The organism is Streptomyces rubradiris (assembly GCF_016860525.1).
Taxonomy (GTDB): domain Bacteria; phylum Actinomycetota; class Actinomycetes; order Streptomycetales; family Streptomycetaceae; genus Streptomyces; species Streptomyces rubradiris.
Genome location: NZ_BNEA01000015.1, coordinates 5,039,078 through 5,061,011, shown reverse-complemented (window position 1 = coordinate 5,061,011; position 21,934 = coordinate 5,039,078). Strand labels below are relative to the sequence as shown.

Genomic DNA, 21,934 nt, shown 5'->3' with positions numbered 1-21,934 from the left:
AGGACGGAAAAGCGGGTGCCCTGACCGCGCCGGAACAGTCCGGTCAGGCTCCCAGGCCGCGCGAGACCGCGTAGATCAGCAGTCCCGCGAGGGATCCCACCACCGTGCCATTGATCCGGATGAACTGCAGGTCGCGGCCGATGTGCGCCTCGATCTTGCGAGTGGTGTGCTCGGCGTCCCAGCCCGCCACGGTGTCCGTGATCAGCGAGGTGATCTCCTTGCGGTAGGTCGTCACGACGTGCACCGCCGCGCCCTCCACCCAGGCGTCGACCTTGCCCTGCATCTTCTCCTCGGTGGCCATCCGGGTGCCCAGGGACAGCAGCGCGGACCGCACCCGGCGGCGCAGTTCGCTGCGCTCGTCCTCCGCCGCGGTCACGATCATGGACCGTACGGCCGTCCAGGCGGACGCGATCAGGTCCTGCACCTCGCCGCGGCCCAGCACCTCGCTCTTGAGCCGCTCCACCCGCGCCCGGGTGTCGGTGTCGGACTGCAGGTCGCGGGCGAAGTCGGTGAGGAAGCGATCCAGCGCGCCGCGCGCCGGGTGCGAGGGCATGTCCCGCATCTCGGTGACGAACCGCAGCAGCTCCTTGTAGACGCGCTCGCCGACCTTGCGGTCCACGAACCGGGGGGTCCAGCCGGGCGCGCCGCCCTCGACGGCCACCATCACGTCGGCCCGGTGCAGTTCCAGCCAGTCGTGGGCGCGGGACACCACCAGGTCCACCACCCGCCGGTGCCCGCCGTCGGCGACGACCTTCTCCAGGGTCTTGCCGAGGCCCGGCGCGATCTCCTGGGCGTCGGCCCGCCGGGTGACCGCCTCGCCGACGACCGCCTGCACGTCCGAGTCGCGCAGCACGGTCAGGGCGCCGCGCAGGGCGGTGGCCAGTTCCGCCGTCACCCGGTCGGCGTGCTCGGGCTCGGCCAGCCAGGCGCCGAGCCGGCTGCCGATGCCGACCGCGCGCAGCCGCTGCCGTACGACGTCCTCGGAGAGGAAGTTCTCCCCGACGAACTCGCCCAGCGAGACACCTAGCTGGTCCTTCTTGGTGGGGATGATCGCGGTGTGCGGGATGGGCAGCCCGAGCGGGTGCCGGAACAGGGCGGTGACCGCGAACCAGTCGGCGAGCGCGCCCACCATGCCGGCCTCGGCCGCCGCCGCCACATAGCCGGCCCAGGCCCCGGCGCCCGCGTGCTGGGCGACCTCGGCCAGGACGTAGACCACCGCGACGAACAGCAGCAGGCCCGTCGCCGTGAGCTTCATGCGCCGCACCCCGCGCCGGCGTTCCTCGTCGGCGGGGGTGAACGCCGTCATGGTGCGGTACGACGCGGCCCGCGGCGGTGTTCTGGTCTCGGTAGGTTCCATCAGCTCCACCCGTTCGGTGATCCCCGCACAATTGTCCCTGCCCGTCCGACTCCGGAACCAGGACAGGAGTTCCCGGTGCCGGTACCCGCGGCGGGTGCGGGGCAGGCGCGGCCGTGGCCCGGCGGGGAGGGGCGGCTGTGATCCGGGGCGGGGACGGATGCGGTCGTGGCCGGGGCGGGGACGGATGCGGTCGTGGCCGGGGCGGGGACGGATGCGGGGTGCGGGCGGGGCGGCGGCTGGGAGAGGTGTGGCCAGGCCGGGACCGGGACGGACACGGGCGGGCCAGGGACGGACGCAGCCGGGACCGGGACCGGGACGGACACGGCCGGGGCCGGGGCGGGGCGGGCTGCGGGCGGGGCGGGAGGAATACTGTCGGGCATGACCCGCTTGATCCTCGCCACCCGCAACGCCGGAAAGATCACCGAGCTGAGGGCGATCCTCGCCGAGGCCGGACTGCCGCACGAACTGGTCGGCGCCGACGCCTTCCCCGAGGTCCCCGACGTCAAGGAGACCGGCGTCACCTTCGCCGAGAACGCCCTGCTGAAGGCGCACGCCCTGGCCCGGGCCACCGGGCTGCCGGCGGTCGCCGACGACTCCGGGCTGTGCGTGGACGTCATGGGGGGCGCCCCCGGCATCCTCTCCGCCCGCTGGGCCGGCCGGCACGGCGACGACGAGGCCAACCTGAGGCTGCTGCTCGCCCAGCTCTCCGACATCGCCGAGGAGCACCGCGCGGCCCACTTCGCCTGCGCGGCGGCCCTGGCGCTGCCGGACGGCACCGAGCGGGTGGTGGAGGGGCAGCTGCGCGGCACGCTGCGGCACGCCCCGGCCGGCACGAACGGCTTCGGCTACGACCCGATCCTCCAGCCGGAGGGCGAGACGCGGACGTGCGCCGAGCTGAGCCCCGAGGAGAAGAACGCCATCAGCCACCGGGGCAAGGCGTTCCGGGCCCTCGTCCCCGTGGTGCGGGAGCTGCTGGGCTGATACCTGGTGCGGCCGGAGGGACTCGAACCCTCACGGGAGTTACCCCACTGGGACCTAAACCCAGCGTGACTGCCAATTCCACCACGGCCGCCTGGTGCTGCCCGGCCATGCTAGCGGCCGGGCAGTGCCCGCGGACGTCAGATGCCCAGATCCTTGATGATCTTGGCCACGTGGCCGGTCGCCTTGACGTTGTACAGGGCGCGTTCGACCTTGCCGTCCTCGTCCACGACCACCGTGGAGCGGATGACGCCGACGACCGTCTTGCCGTAGAGCTTCTTCTCGCCGAAGGCGCCGTACGCCTCCAGCACCTTCTTGTCGGGGTCGGCCAGCAGGGTGACCTTCAGGGATTCCTGCTCGCGGAACTTCGCGAGTTTCTCCGGCTTGTCCGGCGAGATGCCGATGACGTCGTAGCCGGCGGAGGCCAGGACCTCCAGGTTGTCGGTGAAGTCGCAGGCCTGCTTGGTGCAGCCGGGGGTCAGTGCGGCCGGGTAGAAGTAGACGATGACCTTGCGGCCCTTGTGGTCCGCAAGGGACACCTCGTTGCCGTCGGCGTCGGGGAGGGTGAAGGCGGGGGCAACGTCCCCGGGCTGGAGTCGCTCGCTCATCGGACTAGCGTAACCGGGGGCCCTTGCGGTGCGGTGCGGCCATGAGCTGACAGACTGTTCGTCAAAGCAGCAGCAATTTTCGGCAGACTTCGGAGGCCGTACGGTGGCGGACACGTCGGACACCAGAACCCCGGCGCAGATCGAGGCGGACATCAGGCGCCGCCGCGAAGTGCTGGCCGAGACGCTCGACGAGATCGGGGTGCGGGTGCATCCGAAGACCGTCGTCGGGGACGCGAAGGCCAAGGTCGTCGCGAACGTCGACCACACGGTCGGACGGGCGTACGTGCAGGTCAACCGCGTCGTGAGCGAGGTGAGGGCGCGGTTCACGGACGAGGAGGGGGCGCCCCGGCTGGAGCGGGTGGTGCCCGTGGCGATGGTCGTCGTGGGGGTCGTGGGGCTGCTCGCCCTGGGGGCCCGGCGGCGCAGGGACTGACCGGGAACAGGTAGGTTTCGACGCGTGAGCGCCAACAGAAACGAACAGAGCACTCCCCACCACGACAAGCTGCCCATCCGGATGCTGCACGACCGGGTTCTCGTGCGGCAGGAGACCGGTGAGGGCGAGCGGCGGTCGGGCGGCGGCATCCTGATTCCCGCCACCGCGGCGGTCGGGCGGCGGCTGGCCTGGGCCGAGGTCGTCGCGGTCGGCCAGAACGTACGCACGGTGGAGCCCGGTGACCGGGTGCTGTTCGACCCGGAGGACCGGGCGGAGGTCGAGGTGCGGGGCGTGGCCTACGTCCTCATGCGCGAGCGTGACCTGCACGCCGTCGCCGCGGACCGGTTCGAGGGGTCGGAGGACTCCACGGGGCTGTACCTGTAGCACGCGGGAGAAAGAGGGCCGGTGACCATCGTCACCGGCCCTCTTTGCCGTGCTCTTGCTAGCGTGGAAGGAACCCGACGAGACGCGCCGTACCGGGTCCAAGGCAAAGACGACGCACCCCCAAGAAGTCACTGTGTCTCGGAGGTGCCGTCATGGCCTGGATCCTGCTCGTCGTCGCCGGTCTGCTGGAAGTCGCCTGGTCGATCGGGATGAAGTACACCGAGGGTTTCACCCGTCTGGTCCCGAGCCTGTTCACCGGCGCCGGCATCGTCGCCAGCATGGTCCTGCTGTCCTACGCCGCGAAGTCCCTGCCCATCGGCACGGCCTACGGCGTCTGGGTGGGCATCGGCGCGGCCGGCGCGGCGGTGCTCGGCATGGTGGTGCTCGGCGAGCCGGTCACCGCCGCCCGGATCTTCTTCGTGTGCCTGCTGCTGGTCGCCGTGGTGGGGCTGAAGGCGACCAGCGGTCACTGAGCCGATCGAAGCGGCCCCGGCACGTCACCGGCCGGGGCCGCCCCGCGTTCACAGGCCGGGGCCGCCCCCGGCTCCCCCGTCCGCGGCGGTGGTGCCGCCCGCGTCGGTGCCCCCGCCCGGCGTCCCGCCGCCGGTGGCCGTGCCGCCGCCGGGGGTGCCGCCACCGGTCGTGGCGGTGCCGCCGCCGTCCGTGGCCGGTCCGCCGCCGGTCGTCGTCGTGTTGCCGCCGGTGGTGGGCGTACCGCCGGTGGCCGTGCCGCCGGTCGCGGGGGCCCCGCCGCCGGTGTCCTGGCCGCCGTCGGCGGGCGCGCCCGTGGTGGCGCCGTCGGTCGGGGTGGCGGAGGGGCCGCCGGTGTCCTGGCCGCCGTCGGTGGCGGTGCCGCCGGTGTCCTGGCCGGCGTCCGTGCCGGGCTCGGCCGTGCCCGAGGTGGCCGGGGGCTCCTGGACCCGGTCGGCGCCCTGCTGGAGCCGCAGGTCGAAGTCCTTGACCGGCTCGCCCTCCAGCGCGTCCCGCGTGTACTGCGCCCAGATCTCGGTGGGCGGGCCGCCACCGTTCATCCGCGCCTGGCCGAGCGCGCCGTACAGCGGCTGGTGCTTGGCCGTCACCGGGTCCTGGCCCATGACCGCGACCACCGTGGCCAGTTCGGGGGTGTAGCCGGCGAACCAGGCGGCGGTGTCGCTCTCGGCGGTACCGGTCTTGCCGACGGCCGGACGGCCCGCGGCCTGCGCGGCGGTGGCGGTGCCGCTCTCGACCACGCTCCGCAGCACCGAGGTGGTGGTGTCGGCGGCCTCCCGGCTGACGGCCTGCTTCACGTTCCGCTCGGGCAGCTTGATCTCGTCCCGGCCGTCCTTGGTGATCTCCTTGACCAGGCTGTACGTGCCGTGCTTGCCGTGGTTGGCGAGCGTGGCGTAGGCCTCCGTCATCTCCAGGACGCTGGCGGTGGCGGTGCCGAGCGCGATGGACGGGTACGGCTGGAGGTCCGGGGTGTCGGAGGGCAGACCGAGGTCGACCGCGGTCTGCTTGACCTCGGCGGGCCCGACGTCGACGGCCATCTGCGCGTACACCGAGTTCACCGACAGGTCGGTGGCCTTGCGGACGGTGATCGGGCCGTACGAGCGCTGGTCCTCGTTCTCGGGGGCGTAGGAGCCGCCGCTCCAGCCCTGGACGGGACGCTGGTTGGTGCCGTCGTAGACCGTGTTCGGGGTGATGGTGCGGCCGTCCTGGGTGGTGGACCCGTTCTCCACGGCGGAGGTGAACACGAACGGCTTGAACGTCGAACCGACCTGGAAGTCACCGCGGGTCGCGCCGTTGGTGTACTGCTTCACGTAGTCGATGCCGCCGTACAGCGCGACGACCTCGCCGGTCTTGGGGTCGACGGAGGCGCCACCGGCCCGGACGTAGGTGTCGACCTTGTTGTTCTTCTTGTCCAGCTTGCTCATCAGCTGGTCGTCGACCGCCTTGACGAAGGCGTTCTGCCGGTCCTTCTGGATGGTGGTGCGGATGCGGTAGCCGCCGGCCTCCAGCTGTTCGGCCGTGAGGACCTTGTTGGTGATCAGGTACTGCTTGACCGCCTCGACGAGATAACCACGCTGCCCGGACAGTCCCGTGGAGAGAATCTGCTCCTTGGGCATGGGGAACTTCATGCCGGTGCGCTCGGCCTGGCTGAGCCAGCCCTTCTTGACCATGCCGTCCAGGACGTAGTTCCAGCGGGCGACGGCCGCCTTCCGGTTCTCCGGGTGGGCCACGACGTCGTACTCGCTCGGCGCGTTGACGAGCGCGGCGAGGTAGGCGCCGCGGGCCGGGTCCAGGTCGGCGGCGTCACGGCCGTAATAGGCCTGGGCGGCGGCCTGGATGCCATAAGCGCCGCGACCGAAGTAGCTGGTGTTGAGGTAGCCCTCCAGGATCTCGTCCTTGGACTTGTTCTGGTCGAGCTTGATCGCGATGAAGAACTCCTTGGCCTTGCGGGTGACCGTCTGTTCCTGGGCCAGGTAGTAGTTCTTCACGTACTGCTGGGTGATCGTCGAGCCGGACTGCTTGCCCTTGCCGGTCGCGGTGTTCCAGGCGGCGCGGATCATCGCCTTGGGGTCGACGGCGGACTCGGAGTAGAAGTCGCGGTCCTCGGCGGCCAGGATGGCGTGCTGCGCGTCCTTGGAGATCTCGGCGAGACCGACGTTCTCGCGGTTGACCTGGCTGTCGCGTGTGTCACGGGCGATCTGGGAGCCGTCGGCGTAGAGGTAGATGTTCGCCTGCTTGGTCGCGAACGCGTTGGCCGGCGGGATCTTCACCAGGGAGTAGCCGACGAAGAGCACGCCGATGATCAGCAGCACGAAGCCGAAGCAGGTGCCGAGCACCATGCGCCAGGTCGGCACGAGGCGCCGCCAGCCGGTCCGCTTGGGCCGCTTGCCCTTCTTGGCGTTCTTGGCGTTCTTCGCCTTCTTGCCGGTGGGTCCGTCACCGTCACCGTCGGCGGCGGCGAGCACGGTGGTCTCGGCTTCGGGAGCGCCCGGGGGGCCCGCTGGTGGGGGCCCTTCGGTGCGGGGGCCGGATTCGGTACGGGGGCCGGGTACGGCACCGGCGGCCTTCGCGCCCTGGGCCCCGGCACCGGCACCGGCACCGGCCGCTCCGGCGGCGCCCGCCGCGCGGGCGGCGCGGGCGGCGGCCGGGGTGGAGGTTCCGGTGGTGCTCGTCGTCCCGGCCGCGGGCGCGGCACCGGCGGACGCGGGATCGGTGGGCTTGGTGCCCCGGGTGCCGGGGGTCCGCGCGGAACGCTTCCCGGCGCCCGGCTCCGCCGGGGAGGAGGACGGGACCTTCGTACCGGGTGCGCCCGGCTCGCCCGCGCGGGGCGCGCTCACCCGCCGGAGCACCTGGGTGGTCTCGGGCGCCCGCCCGGCACCGGCACCGGCACCGGCTCCACGGGCGGCACCGCCCGCCGGACCGGCACCCTGCGCACCGTCCCGGGCAACACCGCCCGCCGGACCGGCACCCTGACCACCACCACGCGGCCCGCCGGCCGCCTGGCCGGGCCGGGCCTCGCGGTCCGGCTTCCCGCCGGAACGGTCGGCGGACGCGGGCCCCTCGGCGGCCCTGGGCGGGGTGACGCGCCTCAGTATCTGGGTGCTCTCGGACGGCTGGGCCGGGCCGGCACCTGCCGGTCCGCCCGTCTTCCGGGCGCCGGCGCCGTCGGCGGAGTCCGCGCTCCCCTGCTGGTCCGCGCGGGCACCGCGCGCCGCCTGCCGGGCGCGCGCCACGGACGCCGTCCGGTCCTGCGGCGCCCGGCCGGCACCCCGGGTGCCGTCGGCGGACTCCCTGGCCGGCCGCCCGGAGCGCTCCCGGCCGGAGTCGTCGCGGTCCGGCGTGCCCGGCCCCTTACGGGCACCCCCGGCACCACCGGTGCGGGGAGTGCTCGCGGCCCCACCGGCACCGCCGGCCCCCGCCCCCTCGGGGCGTCGAGGCCGGTCGGTGTGCTGTTCGGCGGCCTTCTCCTCGTGGCCCCCCGGCTTCCCGGGCCCTTCAGCCGGCAGCGGCTTTTCCGGCGCCACGCCTTCGTTCGGCTGCTGCGGCTGCGGCTCGTCGCTCATGTCGTGCACGGACTCCTGTTTCGCGTCGTACGTTCCCGTACGCCTCGTACGCTTCTGCGCTCCCCCTGCTTGAAGACTCTCGCACCTGGCGTTCCGTTCCCGGATTCCGGCACGGTTCCGGCGGAAAACGCGTGGCCGACCGCCGGGTCGCCGGACTAGGCTCCTGCGCTTCGGTGTCGAGTGGTCCGAGGAGGTCGACTGGCGTGGGCGCGGGACGGTTGTACGCGGCTGTCGCGGCAGGGGGGTTCCGACGGTACGCGACCTACCGTGCCGCCACTGCGGCAGGGGTGTTCACGAACACCGTCTTCGGTCTGATTCTCGTCTACACCTACCAGGCGCTGTGGGACGAGCGGCCCCTTCTCGGCGGATACGACCAGGCGCAGGCGGTGACCTACGTCTGGCTGGGGCAGGCCTTCCTGTCGACGCTGGCGATCGGGGGCGGCGGGGTCGAGGACGAGCTGATGGAGCGGATCCGCACCGGGAACGTGGCGATCGACCTGTACCGGCCCGCCGACCTCCAGCTGTGGTGGCTGGCGGCGGACCTGGGGCGGGCGCTGTTCCAGTTGCTGGGCCGGGGCGTCCTGCCGTTCGTGTTCGGCGCGCTGTGCTTCCCGGTGTCGCTGCCGGCCGACGCGGGCACCTGGGCGGCGTTCCTGGTGGCCGTGATCCTTGCGATGCTGGTCGGTTTCGGCATCCGGTACCTGGTGGCGCTGAGCGCGTTCTGGCTGCTGGACGGCACCGGGGTCACCCAGATGGGGTGGCTGCTCGGTTACTTCTGCTCGGGCATGCTGCTGCCGCTGAACGTGATCCCGGGCGTCCTCGGCGAGGTCGTCCGGGTGCTGCCCTGGTCCTCGCTGCTGCAAGCCCCGGCGGACATCCTGCTGGGGCATGCCGACCCGCTGCCCACCTATCTGTTCCAGGGTGCCTGGGCGGTCGTGCTGCTGGGTGCCGGGCGGCTGGCGCAGTCGGCGGCCACGCGCCGGGTGGTGGTGCAGGGTGGCTGAGGGACGGGCCCGGCGGGCGGCCGAGGGGGTACGGGCGTACCGGCTGATCGCGGGGATGTGGGTGCGGTCCACGATGGCCTACCGCGCGTCCTTCGCCATGACCACGTTCGGGAACTTCGCGGCGACCTTCCTCGACTTCGTCGCGATCATGCTGATGTTCTCCCGGGTGGACGCGCTCGGCGGCTACCCGCTGCCCGAGGTGGCGTTCCTGTACGGGCTGTCCGCGACCTCCTTCGGCCTGGCGGACCTGCTGATCGGGTCGATGGAGCGGCTGGGCCGGCGGGTGCGGGACGGCACGCTGGACACGCTGCTGGTGCGCCCGGCGCCGGTGCTGGCGCAGCTGGCGGCCGACCGGTTCGCCCTGCGGCGGCTGGGCCGGGTGACCCAGGGCGCGCTGGTACTGGGCTGGTCGCTGACGCGGGTGGACGTCGACTGGACGGCGGACCGGCTGCTGCTGATGCCGGTGATGGTGGCGAGCGGCTGCGGGATCTTCTGCGCGGTGTTCGTGGCGGGCGCCGCGTTCCAGTTCGTGGCGCAGGACGCCTCGGAGGTGCAGAACGCCTTCACCTACGGCGGGACGACGCTGCTCCAGTACCCGCCGACGGTGTTCGCGAAGGAGCTGGTGCGCGGGGTGACGTTCGTGCTGCCGCTGGCCTTCGTCAACTGGCTGCCCGCGACCTATGTGCTGGGCCGACCGTATCCGCTGGGCCTGCCGGAGTGGACCGCGTTCGCCTCGCCGCTCGTGGCGGTGGCGTGCTGTGCGCTCGCGGGGTCGGCCTGGCGGGCGGGACTTCGTTCGTATCGCAGCACAGGGAGCTGACATGGGCGGGTTCATCACGCTGGAGAACGTCGAGAAGGTCTTCCAGGTGCGCCGCAGGACCGGGTTCTGGCGGCGGGAGCGGCGCGAGGTGCGGGCGGTGGACTCGCTGTCGTTCACCGTGGCCCGCGGGGAGATGGTCGGGTACATCGGGCCGAACGGCGCCGGGAAGTCGACCACCGTCAAGATGCTGACCGGGATTCTGACGCCGAGCGCCGGTCGGCTGCGGGTGGCGGGGATCGACCCGGCGCGGGAGCGGACGCGCCTGGCGCACCGGATCGGGGTGGTCTTCGGGCAGCGGACCACGCTGTGGTGGGACCTGCCGCTGATCGACTCCTACCGGCTGGTGCACCGCATGTACCGCATCCCGGACGCCCGTTACCGGCGCAACCTGGAGCGGATGGTGGACCTGCTGGAGCTGGGCGACCTGCTGGAGGTGCCGGTGCGGCAGCTCTCGCTGGGGCAGCGGATGCGCGGGGACATCGCGGCGGCCCTGCTGCACGACCCGGACGTGCTGTACCTGGACGAGCCGACGATCGGCCTGGACGTGGTGTCGAAGGCCAAGGTGCGCGAGTTCCTGCGGGAGGTGAACGCCGAACGCGGCACGACCGTGCTGCTGACCACGCACGACCTGCAGGACATCGAGCAGCTGTGCTCCCGGGTGATGGTGATCGACCACGGCCGGCTGGTGTACGACGGCCCGCTCGCGGGGCTGCACGAGGCCGGGGAGAGCGAGCGGACGCTGGTGGTGGACCTGGAGCGGGAGCTGCCGCCGGTCGAGGTGCCGGCGGCCCGGGTGGTGCGGGTGGAGGGGCCGCGGCAGTGGCTGGCGTTCCCGGCGGGGCAGTCGGCGGCGCCGCTCGTCGCACATCTGGCGGCCCGCTACCCGCTGGTGGACCTGTCGGTGCGGGAGCCGGACATCGAGGCGGTCATCGCCAGGATGTACGCGGAGCGGCCGGCGCCGTAGCCCGTCGGCGTACTAAGACGTGCACACCTTCGTCAGTTCCCCGGCCGCGTCCGTCACCGGGCTCACGTCCGGGGTTCCGTCGCCGTTCCTGATCGCCGCACGGACGTTGTCCACGGCCTTGCCGAGATCGTCCACGGCCTTGTCGACGTCGGCGTTGTCGGTCTTGTCGCCGATCTCGCGGAGGTTCTTCTCGATGGAGTCGAGCGAGGCGTCGGCCCGGGAGGGGTCGTTCGCGGCGTTCTCCACGGCCTGCTGGAGGTCGGTGACGCTGTCGGCGACGGCGTCGGCGGTCTGTACGCAGTCCAGTGCCTTGTCCACGGCGTCACAGCCGGTGGTCAGGCCGGCGGTGAGCGCGACGGCGGCCACCGTGGCGGCGACGACGGCGATCCGGCCCCGGCGTGGGCGTCGGCTGGCGGGCATGGCGGGTTCCCTCCCCTGGGATGGCTGGCCGGGAGCGCGGCGGTGAGGCCGCGCGCCCGTACCCACAGGGACGCCACCGGGCCCCGGCGGGTTGCCGACGGGATCCGGCCGCTTGCCGGCAGGCCCCCGCGGACGCGTCAGGCCCGTGCCGTCTCCAGGGCCGCCCGCTGGATCGCGGCCAGTTCGGCGCAGCCGCCGACGGCGAGGTCGAGCAGGGCGTTCAGCTCGTCGCGGGCGAAGGGCTCGGCCTCGGCGGTGCCCTGGACCTCGACGAAGCGGCCGTCGCCGGTGCAGACGACGTTCATGTCCGTGTCGGCGCGCACGTCCTCCTCGTAGCAGAGGTCGAGCAGCGGGACGCCGCCGACGATGCCGACGGAGACGGCGCTGACGGTGCCGGTGAGCGGCTGCCGGCCGGCCTTGACCAGCTTCTTGCCGCGGGCCCAGGCGACGGCGTCGGCCAGGGCGACGTAGGCGCCGGTGATCGCCGCCGTGCGGGTGCCGCCGTCGGCCTGGAGGACGTCGCAGTCGAGGACGACGGTGTTCTCGCCGAGCGCCTTGTAGTCGATGACGGCGCGCAGGGAGCGGCCGATGAGCCGGGAGATCTCATGGGTGCGGCCGCCGATCCTGCCCTTGACGGACTCCCGGTCGCCGCGGGTGTTGGTGGCGCGGGGCAGCATGGCGTACTCCGCGGTGACCCAGCCCTCGCCGCTGCCCTTGCGCCAGCGCGGGACCCCCTCGGTGACGGAGGCGGTGCAGAAGACCTTGGTGTCGCCGAAGGAGATGAGGACGGAGCCCTCGGCGTGCTTGCTCCAGCCGCGTTCGATGGTGACCGGGCGGAGCTGTTCGGGCGTACGGCCGTCGATGCGAGACATGCCGCCGAGCCTAGCCGTAGCGGACGAAGGGGCTCCTCCCGCGTCGGGAGAAGCCCCTTCAGGGTGAACCTGCGCGGTTCACATCATGTCTTCGATCTCCGCGGCGATCGGGTCGGCGTCGGTGCCGATGACGACCTGGATGGCGGTGCCCATCTTCACCACGCCGTGGGCGCCGGCTGCCTTCAGGGCGGCCTCGTCGACCAGGCTGGCGTCGGACACCTCGGTGCGCAGCCGGGTGATGCAGCCCTCGATCTCCTCGATGTTGTCGATGCCACCGAGCCCGGCGACGATCTTCTCAGCCTTGCTGGCCATATTCCTTCTCCCTGCTCCGAACCGCTTGGTCGCAGTAACCCACAGTTGGCCCATCTTCGCGAGCGGTCGTGCCGTCCGTGCCCAATGATGGCGATCACAACAGCGGAACCGTCCGCCGACTGGTCTACACCACCGTGGGGAAGGTCGCCAAACCCATGACCGCCGAGAGCACGGCCGGCCCCGTCCGGGTCCGCTGGAACAGTCTGTTCCAGGGGCTGCAGAAGATGGGCCGCAGCCTCCAGCTGCCCATCGCCGTGCTGCCGGCGGCGGGCATCCTGAACCGGCTGGGCCAGCCGGACCTGTTCGGCGCGGACGGCCTGGGCTGGACGGACGTGTCCAAGGTGCTGAGCGGGGCGGGCGGCGCCCTGCTGGACGGGCAGCTCGGGCTGCCGCTGCTGTTCTGCGTGGGCGTCGCGATCGGCATGGCGAAGAAGGCGGACGGATCGACCGCGCTCGCGGCGGTGACCGGCTTCCTCGTCTACTACGGGGTGCTCCGGCAGTTCCCCGAGGGGTGCCCGGCGGGCGCGAAGGTGGTGACGACCGGCTGCCAGGCGGCGGACGGCACGGTGTCCGCGTTCACCTATCAGAACCCGGGCGTCTTCGGCGGCATCGTCATGGGCCTGCTCGCGGCCTTCTTCTGGGCCCGCTACCACCGCACCCGCCTGGTGGACTGGCTGGGCTTCTTCAACGGCCGCCGACTGGTGCCGATCATCATGGCGTTCGCGGCGATCGTGTTCGCGGTGGTGTGCCTGCTGGTCTGGCCGGCCGTCGGGGGCGCCCTGGAGAACTTCAGCGGGTGGCTGCGGGACGCCGGCGCCTGGGGCTCGGGCGTCTTCGGGGTCGCCAACCGGGCGCTGCTGGTGGTGGGCCTGCACCAGTTCCTCAACGTGCCGATCTGGTTCCAGTTCGGCAGCTACACCAAGCCGGACGGCACGGTGGTGCACGGCGACATCAACATGTTCCTCCAGGGGGACCCGGGCGCCGGCCAGTTCACCTCCGGCTTCTTCCCGGTCATGATGTTCGCCCTGCCGGCCGCCGCGCTGGCCATCACGCACTGCGCGCGGCCGGAGCGGCGCAAGGAGACCGGCGGTCTGATGCTGTCGGTGGCGCTGACCTCGTTCGTGACCGGGATCACCGAGCCGCTGGAGTACTCGTTCCTGTTCGCCGCGCCGGCCCTGTACGCCGTGCACGCCGTGCTCACCGGGGTGTCGATGGCGGTGACCTGGGCGCTCGGGGTGCACGACGGGTTCAGCTTCTCGGCGGGGCTGATCGACTACGTGATCAACTGGAACCTGGCGACGAGACCCTGGGCGATCATCCCGATCGGCCTGTGCCTGGCGGCCGTGTACTACGTCGTCTTCCGCGTCGCGATCACCCGGTTCGACCTGCGGACACCGGGCCGGGAGCCGGCGGAGGAGGCGGAGGACGTCACCAAGGTCTGAGGCCCTGTCACCGCGGGTCCGAAAGGCCACGGCGCGTAGCGCCGCGGTCGCGGAATCACGGGTTCCTTACGCCGCCTTCATCGTGCTACAACAGGTCTACACCACAGGTGGTGTAGACCAGAGACGCTGCCGTCCCCTTCCATGGTTCCCGGGCGGCGCCCTGCCCGATGGAGGAAGTATGACCACCGCCACCGAGTCGGCGGCCCCGGCCAAGAAGCCGGCGAAGAAGAAGGGGGCGGGCCTGTTCCAGGGCCTGCAGAAGGTCGGCCGCAGCCTGCAGCTCCCGATCGCCGTCCTGCCGGCGGCGGGCATCATGGTCCGGCTCGGCCAGGACGACATCTTCGGCAAGGACGGCCTGGGCTGGGACAAGGTCGCGACCGTCTTCAGCGCCGCGGGCGGTGCCATCACCACCAGCCTCCCCATCCTGTTCTGCATAGGCGTGGCCATCGGTTTCGCCAAGAAGGCGGACGGCTCCACCGCGCTCGCCGCGCTGGTCGGCTTCCTCGTCTACGACAAGGTGCTGAAGGCCTTCCCGGTGACCGAGGAGCACATCGAGAAGGGCAAGATCGTCGCCGCGACGTACAACGAGCCCGGGGTGCTCGGCGGCATCATCATGGGTCTGCTCGCGGCCGTGCTGTGGCAGCGGTTCCACCGCACCAAGCTGGTGGACTGGCTCGGCTTCTTCAACGGCCGCCGGCTGGTGCCGATCCTGATGGCCTTCGTCGGCACGCTGGTCGGCGTCCTCTTCAGCCTCGTCTGGGAGCCCATCGGCGAGGGCATCACCAACTTCGGCGAGTGGATGACCGGCCTCGGCTCCGGTGGCGCTGCCCTGTTCGGCCTGGTCAACCGTGGTCTGATCCCGATCGGCATGCACCAGTTCGTCAACACGGTGGCGTGGTACCAGCTCGGCGATTTCAAGGACGCGGCCGGTCAGGTCTTCAGCGGCGACTACAACCGCTTCCTGGGCGGCGACCCGAGCGCCGGTATGTTCATGTCCGGCTTCTTCCCGATCATGATGTTCGGTCTGCCGGCCGCCGCGATCGCCATCGCGCACTGCGCCCGCCCCGAGCGCCGCAAGGCCGTGATGGGCATGATGGTCTCCCTGGCGCTGACCTCCTTCGTGACCGGTGTGACCGAGCCCATCGAGTTCACCTTCATGTTCATCGCCCCGGTCCTCTACGTCATCCACGCGGTGCTGACGGCCGTGTCCATGGCGGTCACCTGGGGGCTGGGCACCCATGCGGGCTTCAACTTCTCGGCCGGCGCGATCGACTACGTACTGAACTGGAACCTGGCGACCAAGCCCTGGCTGATCATCCCGGTCGGCCTGGTGTTCGCGGTCGTCTACTACGCGCTCTTCCGGTTCGCGATCGTCAAGTTCGACCTGAAGACCCCGGGCCGCGAGCCCGAGGAGGAGGTCGAGGACCTCACCAAGGCGTGAGCCAGGTGTGACGAAGGGCCCCGGAGCCGATGGCTCCGGGGCCCTTCGCGTTCTCCTGGTCTCAGATCTCGTACGTGTGCCGCGGCGCGGCCAGCTCCACCGGTCCGGTGAACACCTCGCGCGCGTGCCGCAGGTTGACCTGGGGGTCCGTCCACGGCGGGATGTGGGTGAGGAGCAGCCTGCGGGCGCCCGCGCGGGCCGCCGTCTCGCCCGCCTCGCGGCCGTTGAGGTGCAGGTCGGGAATGTTCTCCTTGCCGTGCGTGAACGCGGCCTCGCACAGGAACAGATCGGTGTCCCGGGCCAGCTCGTCCAGCGCCTCGGTGACACCCGTGTCGCCGGAGTAGGTCAGCGACTTCCCGCCGTGCTCGACACGGATGCCGTACGCCTCCACGGGGTGGCGGACCCGCTCGGTGTGCACGGTGAAGGGGCCGATCTCGAAGGTGGAGGGCTTCACCGTGTGGAAGTCGAAGACCTCGCTCATGGAGGAGGCGGAGGGGGTGTCCGCGTAGGCCGTGGTCAGGCGGTGTTCGGTGCCCTCGGGTCCGTAGACCGGGAGGGGGGCGCACCGGCCGCCCTCGTAGCGGTAGTAGCGGGCCACGAAGTACGCGCACATGTCGATGCAGTGATCGGCGTGCAGGTGGCTGAGGAAGATCGCGTCGAGGTCGTAGAGACCGCAGTGGCGCTGCAGCTCGCCCAGGGCGCCGTTGCCCATGTCGAGAAGCAGCCGGTAGCCGTCGGCCTCGACGAGGTAGCTCGAACAGGCCGATTCCGCGGACGGGAACGACCCCGAGCAGCCGACGACGGTGAGCTTCATGAAGCAGAAACCTCCGTTGGCGGAAAGAAGCGGTGGGCAGGATGGCGGGGCCACTCGGGATGAGGGCTGTCGGGGGTCGTGCGGTTCGTCGAGCGTAAGGCGCGACGGCGCGGGTCGCTCCTCCGCCCGGGGCCGTTGTGGGCGAACTCACCTGTGCTGTCACCGGTTCGGCTGGACCGGGGGCGCACCGGGTTCCCCGGAGGGCGCGCGAGTACCGGCGCGCGCCGGTAACGTCGTCGTATGGACACGTCCTGGTGGCTGGCGCTCGCGGCGGTGGTGCTGCTCGCGCTGGTGGCCACGCTCGTCGACGGCTGGGGCCGGGGCCGCCGGCCCGCCGGGCGGCGCCTGAGGCCGCCGGGCCGGGCGGACGCGCGCTCCCGGCACGCGCCGCGGCCGTCGCCCGGGGACATCTGGTGGGCGCACGTCCCGTTCGAGGACCGGCCGGGGCACAAGGACCGGCCCTGCCTGGTGCTGGCCGTGCGCGGCGACCGGGCCACGGTCGCGAAGATCACCAGCAGGTACCACGACGAGCGCAGCGGGGTGATCCCGCTGCCGCCCGGCGCGGTCGGCGACGCCCAGGGCCGCCCCAGCTTCCTGGAGACCGACGAGCTGCGCGAGGTCCCGGTGGACGGCTTCCGCCGTCGGGTGGGCGTGGTCGACCCGGTCCTGTGGGACCAGGTACGGCACCTGGCCGGTTAGCCGACCCGGACGGTGACCGTCCATTCCTCGACGCCCTCGCAGGATGCCTGGTCCGGTGCGGCGGGCTCGGGGCACCGGGGGCGGGAGGAGCTGAGCTTCACCGTGCCGGCGGCCACCGCGCGGTACGCGGCCGTGGCGTCGCCCGGCTGGAGGACGAGGCCCGCGTTGATCGCCCGCAGTCCGGTGCCGCTGGCGGTGACCGGCTGCCAGGGGCGGGCCCTGGTGCCGTCCAGGGTGAGCCGGAGTTCGCCGCCCTCGGCCACGCAGACGCTGCGGTCCCGGTCGGCGGCCGTCAGGTTCGCGTGCCCGGTGCAGTCGCCGGCGTCCCGGCCGGCCGGCGGAGCTCCGGTGCCGGCCGGCGCCGGCGCCCGGCCGCCGCCGCTCCCGGTGTCCTGCTGGGAGCCGCAGCCGGCCAGGAGGAGCGCTGCCGCCGCGAGGACGAGGGGCGTGGTACGGCGCATGGGGTCCGCCTTTCCGCAGGAGTACTGGTGCGGATGTGACGTACCACCGGCGCGCGCGGATCCCCTGGCTACGCCCAGAGCTGTCCCTGGAGGGTGGCGATGGCCTCCTCCGTGGTGGCCGCCGTGTAGACGCCCGTGGACAGGTACTTCCAGCCGCCGTCGGCCACGACGAAGACGATGTCGGCGCTCTCGCCCGCCTTGACGGCCTTGTTCCCGACGCCGATCGCCGCGTGCAGGGCGGCGCCGGTGGAGACGCCCGCGAAGATGCCCTCCTGCTGGAGGAGTTCCCGGGTGCGGGTGACCGCGTCGGCCGAGCCGACCGAGAAGCGGGTGGTGAGGACGGAGGCGTCGTACAGCTCGGGGACGAAGCCCTCGTCGAGGTTGCGCAGGCCGTAGACCAGGTCGTCGTAGCGCGGTTCGGCGGCGACGATCTTGACGTCCGGCTTGTGCTCGCGCAGGTAGCGGCCGACGCCCATCAGGGTGCCGGTGGTGCCGAGGCCCGCCACGAAGTGGGTGACCGAGGGCAGATCGGCGAGGATCTCCGGGCCGGTGGTCGCGTAGTGGGCGCCCGCGTTGTCCGGGTTGCCGTACTGGTAGAGCATCACCCAGTCGGGGTGCTCGGCGGCCAGCTCCTTGGCCACGCGCACCGCGGTGTTGGAGCCGCCGGCGGCCGGCGAGGAGATGATCTCGGCGCCCCACATGCCGAGCAGGTCCCGGCGTTCCTGCGAGGTGTTCTCCGGCATCACGCACACCATCCGGTAGCCCTTGAGCTTGGCGGCCATGGCGAGGGAGATGCCGGTGTTGCCGGAGGTGGGTTCGAGGATCGTGCAGCCGGGGGTGAGCCGGCCGTCCTTCTCCGCCTGCTCGATCATGTGCAACGCGGGACGGTCCTTGACCGAGCCGGTGGGGTTGCGGTCCTCCAGCTTGGCCCAGATCCGCACGTCGGGGGACGGCGACAGCCGCGGCAGGCGCACCAGGGGGGTGTTGCCCACCGCGGCCAGCGGGGAGTCGTAGCGCATCGCTGCTCGGAGGCCGATCAGCGCATGCCGCCGGCCACGGCCGGCAGGATCGTGACGTTGTCGCCGTCGGACAGCTTGGTCTTGATGCCGTCCAGGAAGCGGACGTCCTCGTCGTTCAGGTACACGTTGACGAAGCGGCGCAGCTCGCCGCCGTCCACGATGCGGGCCTGGATGCCGGCGTGCCGGGTCTCGAGGTCGGCGAACAGCTCGGCGAGGGTCTCGCCGGTGCCCTCCACCGCCTTCTGACCGTCGGTGTACTGGCGGAGGATGGTCGGGATGCGGACCTCGATGGCCATGGCTCAGGGCTCCTGTCGGAAGGTGTCGTCGGTTCGGTCAGGCGCGCGGCGGCGGACCGCCGCGGCGCGGGGCCGTACGGCGGCAGCGGTGTGGGTCAACAGAGGGCGCTGTTCAGCCTGCACAGGTCGACGTGCAGCCGCGCCACGAGCAGGGTGCCCGGCGCCTCGTCGCCCACGTCGAGAAGAACCATGGGCTCATCGTATCGATTCCCGGCCCGCGGCCCGGAGTGTGATTCCGCATGCCGGACGGATTTCGTCCGGTGGGCGAGATCAGTAGTCCGCCACGACCCTGACCTCCTCCTCGGTGACCTGGCCGTCCACGATCCGGAAGGAGCGGAACTGGAAGTCGCCGAGGCCGTCGGTGTCGGCGGTGGAGACCAGGACGTAGTGGGCGCCGGGCTCGTTGGCGTAGGAGATGTCGGTGCGCGAGGGGTAGGCCTCGGTGGCGGTGTGGGAGTGGTAGATGACCACCGGCTCCTCGTCGCGGTCGTCCATCTCGCGGTAGAGCCTGAGGAGATCGCCGGAGTCGAACTCGTAGAAGGTGGGCGACATCGCCGCGTTCAGCATGGGGATGAAGCGCTCGGGGCGGTCCGAGCCCGCCGGGCCCGCCACCACGCCGCACGCCTCGTCGGGGTGGTCCTTGCGCGCGTGGGCGACGATCTGGTCGTACAGGGCCTGGGTGATGGTCAGCATGGGGGTCAGGATAAGCAGAGGGCCGCTCCGTACCGATGGGTGGTACGGAACGGCCCACATGCCGGACGTCCTGAGCGGCGGCCGACGGGGGCGCCACGAGAGCTCCCGGCGGCCGGACGTCCCTTTCCGGAAGGTCCGGGGTCCTCTCAGCGCTTGCGGAAGGCGGCGGCCTCCGGGTTGCGGCGCCGGAGCACCAGGTAGGCGACGGCGAGTACCACGCCCCACACCGGCGCGCAGTACAGCGAGACCCGGGCGTCCTTGTCGATGCCCATCAGCACGATCACCATGCCGATGAAGGCGAGCGCGATCACGCTGGTCCACGGCGCGCCCGGGGCCCGGAATTCCGAGCGGGGCAGCTCGCCGCGGTCGGCCTTGGCCCGGTAGCGGATCTGGCAGATCAGGATGACGATCCAGGCCCACATGCCGGAGATGGTCGCGAAGGACACCACGTAGTCGAACGCCTTGCCCGGCCACTGGTAGTTGATCCAGACGCCGACCAGCATCAGCGCGGCGGAGAACGTGGTGCCGATCAGCGGGGTACCGCTCGATGTGAGCTTGGTGAACGCCTTGGGGCCCTGGCTGTTGAGCGCCAGGTCGCGCAGCATCCGGCCGGTGGAGTACATGCCGGAGTTGCAGGACGACAGCGCGGCGGTGAGCACGACGAAGTTGACGATGCCGGCGCCGGCCGGGAGGCCCATCCGCTCGAAGGCGACCACGAAGGGGCTGTTGCCCGCGCTGAAGCTGGTCCACGGCACGACCGACAGGATCATGATGAGCGCGCCGACGTAGAAGACGGCGATGCGCCACGGCACGGTGTTGATCGCCTTGGGCAGCACGGTCTTGGGGTCCTTGGACTCGCCCGCGGTCACACCGACCAGTTCGACGGCGAGGAAGGCGAACATCACCATCTGCAGCGTCATCAGCGTGTCGTCGATGCCGTGCGGGAAGAAGCCGCCCTGGTTCCACAGGTGGGCGACGGAGGCGGTGTCGCCGGCGTCGGAGAAGCCGATGGTGAGGATGCCGGCGCAGATCAGGATCATGCCGATGATGGCGGTGACCTTGACCATGGAGAACCAGAACTCCAGTTCGCCGAAGAGCTTCACGGAGATCAGGTTGGCGCCGTAGAGGATGACGGTGAACACCAGGGCCGACAGCCACTGCGGGATGTCGAACCAGTACGTCATGTACTTCGCCGCGGCGGTGACCTCGGTGATGCCCGTGACCACCCAGAACAGCCAGTACGTCCAGCCGGTCACGAAACCGGCGAACGGGCCGATGAACTCCCGCGCGTAATCGGAGAACGAACCCGACACCGGGCGGTACATCAGCAGTTCGCCGAGTGCCCGCATGATCAGGAAGATGACGAGGCCCGCGACGGCGTACGCCAGGATCAGGCTCGGGCCGGCCTTGGAAATGCCCTTGCCCGCGCCGAGGAACAGGCCGGTGCCGATGGCCCCGCCGATGGCGATCATCTGGATCTGCCGGGCCCCCAGCCCGCGCTGATACCCCTCGCCGCCCTCGCTGCCCTCGGCCCCCGCGGCCTCATTGCCGTCGCGATGCTGATCGACCTGCGCTGAGGTCATGTGTGGTGCGCCTTTCTCCATGCCGAACCGGGCCTTGCGTCGGCCTCGGATCGGATCTCGATCCCCCCGGATTGATGGAGCTGTTGCCTGGCCGACGGTCGTCGGCTCGGTGGCGCACCCGGCCGAACATGGGTGGTGTTGGCCGGGCGGTCGTGAAGATTTATCACGGGCGCAATACTGATCACAGAGGGGCAGTGTGAGGCACTGCACAGCCAAAATCGGACAAAGACGGTCCGAAAGTAGCAAAAAAGGCTTGGATGGTAATGGGATCGTTATCCGGGTTTGAGCGTCCTCTGAGCGGACACCGATCGGAACCAGCCAGTCCGCCTCACGACATCAGAGTCGACACCAAGGTCTCCTGGAGCCCGCCCAGCCAGAGGTACGCCAGCACCATCGGCTTGCGCGGGTCCTCGTCCGGCAGCCGGTAGAGCAGTTCCGTGTCGTCCTCGTCGGTGATCTCCAGCCGGGCGCCGATCGCCAGCCGGAGGTCGTTGAGCGCGCCGAGCCACTGCCGGGACTCCTCCGGCGTCAGCTTCAGCACCGCGCCGCCCTCCCCGGCCGGGGCGAGCGCGTCCAGCGAGCGGACCACGGCGAGCGCGCCCTCCCGCTTGCCCGCGCGCAGGTCGTTCTCGGTGTAGCGGCGGAACTCGGCGGAGTGCGCCCGCCGCTCCTCGGCCTCGGCCGGCGAGGCGGGCGCGTGCTCCGGGTCGCTGTAGGCGTCCGGGAAGAGCCGCCTGAGCACCGGGTCGGCCGGCGGCTCGCTCGGGCCCTCGGCGAACAGCTCGGCCAGCGGGTCGGCCGGGGCGTCGGCGCCGGGTCCGGGACCGATCAGCTCCAGGAGCTGGACGGCCAGCGAGCGGATGATGGAGATCTCGACGTCGTCGAGCGCGACGGCCGCGCCGCCGCCGGGGAGCGGTTCGAAGTGTCCGGGCATCTGCGGCGTTTACTTCCGGTCCTGCTGGAGGGTGGCCCACAGTCCGTAGCCGTGCATCGCCTGCACGTCGCGCTCCATCTCCTCGCGGCTCCCGCTGGAGACGACCGCCCGGCCCTTGTGGTGGACGTCGAGCATGAGCTTGGTGGCCTTGTCCTTGGAGTAGCCGAAGTACGTCTGGAAGACGTAGGTGACGTAGCTCATGAGATTGACCGGGTCGTTGTGGACGATGGTGACCCAGGGGACGTCGGGTTCGGGTACGGCGGAGATCTCCTCCGCCGACTCGGTGCGTTCGATCTCTACGGGCGCGGGTGACGTCACACTGCCCATGCTGCCACGCCCCCCTTAAAT

The 21,934-nt window shown here is 71.5% G+C and carries 25 protein-coding genes, 1 tRNA gene and 1 riboswitch; of the genes, 10 read left to right on the top strand and 16 right to left on the bottom strand.

Translation table 11 applies throughout. The features are described from left to right. Nucleotides 1–43: 43 nt before the first annotated feature. Nucleotides 44–1,357 (bottom strand): DUF445 domain-containing protein, encoded by a 1,314-nt coding sequence (locus tag Srubr_RS35730; RefSeq protein ID WP_229926701.1) that lies wholly within the window; start codon nt 1,355–1,357, stop codon nt 44–46. A 378-nt stretch (nt 1,358–1,735) separates the two neighbouring features. Between Srubr_RS35730 and rdgB the strand changes: the two genes are divergently transcribed. Beyond that, entirely contained in the window at nt 1,736–2,338 is a 603-nt protein-coding gene (gene rdgB, locus Srubr_RS35725; protein ID WP_189995867.1) for an RdgB/HAM1 family non-canonical purine NTP pyrophosphatase, read from the top strand. A 4-nt stretch (nt 2,339–2,342) separates the two neighbouring features. On the opposite strand, the gene Srubr_RS35720 is transcribed toward rdgB, so the two are convergent. Both Srubr_RS35720 and bcp read right to left on the bottom strand, forming a co-directional pair. Next, nucleotides 2,343–2,429: transfer RNA gene (locus tag Srubr_RS35720), tRNA-Leu, on the bottom strand. 46 nt (nt 2,430–2,475) lie between these two features. Further along, complete coding sequence (gene bcp, locus Srubr_RS35715) at nt 2,476–2,943, bottom strand: thioredoxin-dependent thiol peroxidase (protein WP_181796647.1); 468 nt, start codon at nt 2,941–2,943, stop codon at nt 2,476–2,478. 103 nt (nt 2,944–3,046) lie between these two features. Here bcp and Srubr_RS35710 point away from each other — a divergent pair, with 103 nt between their 5' ends. The 3 genes from Srubr_RS35710 (at nt 3,047) to sugE (ending at nt 4,233) form a co-directional block, all read left to right on the top strand. Next, nucleotides 3,047–3,376, top strand: a complete 330-nt coding sequence (locus tag Srubr_RS35710; RefSeq protein ID WP_189995869.1) for a DUF3618 domain-containing protein — start codon at nt 3,047–3,049, stop codon at nt 3,374–3,376. Between the two features lie 24 nt (nt 3,377–3,400). After that, nucleotides 3,401–3,760, top strand: coding sequence for a GroES family chaperonin (locus tag Srubr_RS35705; protein ID WP_030610388.1), 360 nt, complete (start codon nt 3,401–3,403; stop codon nt 3,758–3,760). A 49-nt stretch (nt 3,761–3,809) separates the two neighbouring features. Then, nucleotides 3,810–3,879, top strand: a riboswitch (guanidine-III (ykkC-III) riboswitch). 33 nt (nt 3,880–3,912) lie between these two features. Further along, nucleotides 3,913–4,233 (top strand): quaternary ammonium compound efflux SMR transporter SugE, encoded by a 321-nt coding sequence (gene sugE, locus Srubr_RS35700; protein WP_189995871.1) that lies wholly within the window; start codon nt 3,913–3,915, stop codon nt 4,231–4,233. Nucleotides 4,234–4,281: 48 nt separating this feature from the next. Here sugE and Srubr_RS35695 read toward each other — a convergent pair whose 3' ends face one another. Then, nucleotides 4,282–6,714: a transglycosylase domain-containing protein gene (locus Srubr_RS35695; RefSeq protein WP_373313525.1), complete on the bottom strand. Its 2,433-nt coding sequence runs from the start codon at nt 6,712–6,714 to the stop codon at nt 4,282–4,284. Nucleotides 6,715–8,015: 1,301 nt separating this feature from the next. Between Srubr_RS35695 and Srubr_RS35690 the strand changes: the two genes are divergently transcribed. Genes Srubr_RS35690 through Srubr_RS35680 form a run of 3 tightly spaced genes read left to right on the top strand, consistent with a single transcriptional unit; the run spans nt 8,016 to nt 10,600 of the window. Beyond that, complete coding sequence (locus tag Srubr_RS35690; RefSeq protein WP_189995873.1) at nt 8,016–8,816, top strand: ABC transporter permease; 801 nt, start codon at nt 8,016–8,018, stop codon at nt 8,814–8,816. Next, nucleotides 8,809–9,636 carry an ABC transporter permease gene (locus Srubr_RS35685; RefSeq protein ID WP_229926702.1) on the top strand — a complete coding sequence of 276 codons (828 nt, stop codon included), beginning with the start codon at nt 8,809–8,811 and terminating at the stop codon, nt 9,634–9,636. The genes Srubr_RS35690 and Srubr_RS35685 overlap by 8 nt, the downstream gene beginning before the upstream one ends. Nucleotide 9,637: 1 nt before the next feature. After that, on the top strand, nt 9,638–10,600 hold the full coding sequence (locus Srubr_RS35680; protein WP_189995876.1) for an ABC transporter ATP-binding protein: 963 nt from the start codon (nt 9,638–9,640) through the stop codon (nt 10,598–10,600). Nucleotides 10,601–10,612: 12 nt separating this feature from the next. Here the strand turns inward: Srubr_RS35680 and Srubr_RS35675 are convergent, their stop codons facing one another. The 3 genes from Srubr_RS35675 to Srubr_RS35665 all read right to left on the bottom strand — a co-directional run bounded on the left by Srubr_RS35675 (nt 10,613) and on the right by Srubr_RS35665 (nt 12,204). Continuing rightward, nucleotides 10,613–11,020 carry a hypothetical protein gene (locus Srubr_RS35675; protein WP_189995878.1) on the bottom strand — a complete coding sequence of 136 codons (408 nt, stop codon included), beginning with the start codon at nt 11,018–11,020 and terminating at the stop codon, nt 10,613–10,615. A 137-nt stretch (nt 11,021–11,157) separates the two neighbouring features. After that, entirely contained in the window at nt 11,158–11,892 is a 735-nt protein-coding gene (gene rph / locus Srubr_RS35670; RefSeq protein ID WP_189995880.1) for a ribonuclease PH, read from the bottom strand. Nucleotides 11,893–11,970: 78 nt separating this feature from the next. Continuing rightward, complete coding sequence (locus Srubr_RS35665; RefSeq protein WP_030610403.1) at nt 11,971–12,204, bottom strand: glucose PTS transporter subunit EIIB; 234 nt, start codon at nt 12,202–12,204, stop codon at nt 11,971–11,973. Nucleotides 12,205–12,359: 155 nt separating this feature from the next. On the opposite strand from Srubr_RS35665, the gene Srubr_RS35660 reads away from it, so the two are divergent. Beyond that, a complete protein-coding gene (locus tag Srubr_RS35660; protein ID WP_189995882.1) occupies nt 12,360–13,646 on the top strand; it encodes a PTS transporter subunit EIIC in 1,287 nt (428 codons plus the stop codon). 178 nt (nt 13,647–13,824) lie between these two features. Further along, entirely contained in the window at nt 13,825–15,087 is a 1,263-nt protein-coding gene (locus tag Srubr_RS35655) for a PTS transporter subunit EIIC (RefSeq protein ID WP_189995884.1), read from the top strand. Between the two features lie 61 nt (nt 15,088–15,148). Here the strand turns inward: Srubr_RS35655 and Srubr_RS35650 are convergent, their stop codons facing one another. Beyond that, complete coding sequence (locus Srubr_RS35650) at nt 15,149–15,901, bottom strand: MBL fold metallo-hydrolase (RefSeq protein WP_189995886.1); 753 nt, start codon at nt 15,899–15,901, stop codon at nt 15,149–15,151. A 240-nt stretch (nt 15,902–16,141) separates the two neighbouring features. On the opposite strand from Srubr_RS35650, the gene Srubr_RS35645 reads away from it, so the two are divergent. Next, nucleotides 16,142–16,600: a type II toxin-antitoxin system PemK/MazF family toxin gene (locus Srubr_RS35645; RefSeq protein ID WP_189995888.1), complete on the top strand. Its 459-nt coding sequence runs from the start codon at nt 16,142–16,144 to the stop codon at nt 16,598–16,600. On the opposite strand, the gene Srubr_RS35640 is transcribed toward Srubr_RS35645, so the two are convergent. The 8 genes from Srubr_RS35640 to clpS all read right to left on the bottom strand — a co-directional run bounded on the left by Srubr_RS35640 (nt 16,597) and on the right by clpS (nt 21,913). After that, nucleotides 16,597–17,061 carry a hypothetical protein gene (locus tag Srubr_RS35640; protein ID WP_189995891.1) on the bottom strand — a complete coding sequence of 155 codons (465 nt, stop codon included), beginning with the start codon at nt 17,059–17,061 and terminating at the stop codon, nt 16,597–16,599. The two genes, Srubr_RS35645 and Srubr_RS35640, sit on opposite strands and share 4 nt — an antisense overlap. A 68-nt stretch (nt 17,062–17,129) precedes the next feature. Then, nucleotides 17,130–18,080: a PLP-dependent cysteine synthase family protein gene (locus tag Srubr_RS35635; protein ID WP_189754223.1), complete on the bottom strand. Its 951-nt coding sequence runs from the start codon at nt 18,078–18,080 to the stop codon at nt 17,130–17,132. Nucleotides 18,081–18,097: 17 nt separating this feature from the next. Continuing rightward, nucleotides 18,098–18,376: a MoaD/ThiS family protein gene (locus Srubr_RS35630; RefSeq protein ID WP_189995892.1), complete on the bottom strand. Its 279-nt coding sequence runs from the start codon at nt 18,374–18,376 to the stop codon at nt 18,098–18,100. Nucleotides 18,377–18,471: 95 nt separating this feature from the next. Beyond that, nucleotides 18,472–18,567 (bottom strand): putative leader peptide, encoded by a 96-nt coding sequence (locus Srubr_RS42155; RefSeq protein WP_351328700.1) that lies wholly within the window; start codon nt 18,565–18,567, stop codon nt 18,472–18,474. Between the two features lie 79 nt (nt 18,568–18,646). Further along, nucleotides 18,647–19,069 carry a M67 family metallopeptidase gene (locus Srubr_RS35625; RefSeq protein ID WP_189995894.1) on the bottom strand — a complete coding sequence of 141 codons (423 nt, stop codon included), beginning with the start codon at nt 19,067–19,069 and terminating at the stop codon, nt 18,647–18,649. Between the two features lie 146 nt (nt 19,070–19,215). Continuing rightward, on the bottom strand, nt 19,216–20,652 hold the full coding sequence (locus tag Srubr_RS35620; RefSeq protein ID WP_189995896.1) for an amino acid permease: 1,437 nt from the start codon (nt 20,650–20,652) through the stop codon (nt 19,216–19,218). A 328-nt stretch (nt 20,653–20,980) separates the two neighbouring features. After that, nucleotides 20,981–21,586 (bottom strand): DUF2017 domain-containing protein, encoded by a 606-nt coding sequence (locus Srubr_RS35615; protein WP_189995898.1) that lies wholly within the window; start codon nt 21,584–21,586, stop codon nt 20,981–20,983. 9 nt (nt 21,587–21,595) lie between these two features. Then, on the bottom strand, nt 21,596–21,913 hold the full coding sequence (gene clpS / locus Srubr_RS35610) for an ATP-dependent Clp protease adapter ClpS (protein WP_030782738.1): 318 nt from the start codon (nt 21,911–21,913) through the stop codon (nt 21,596–21,598). Nucleotides 21,914–21,934 lie beyond the last annotated feature (21 nt).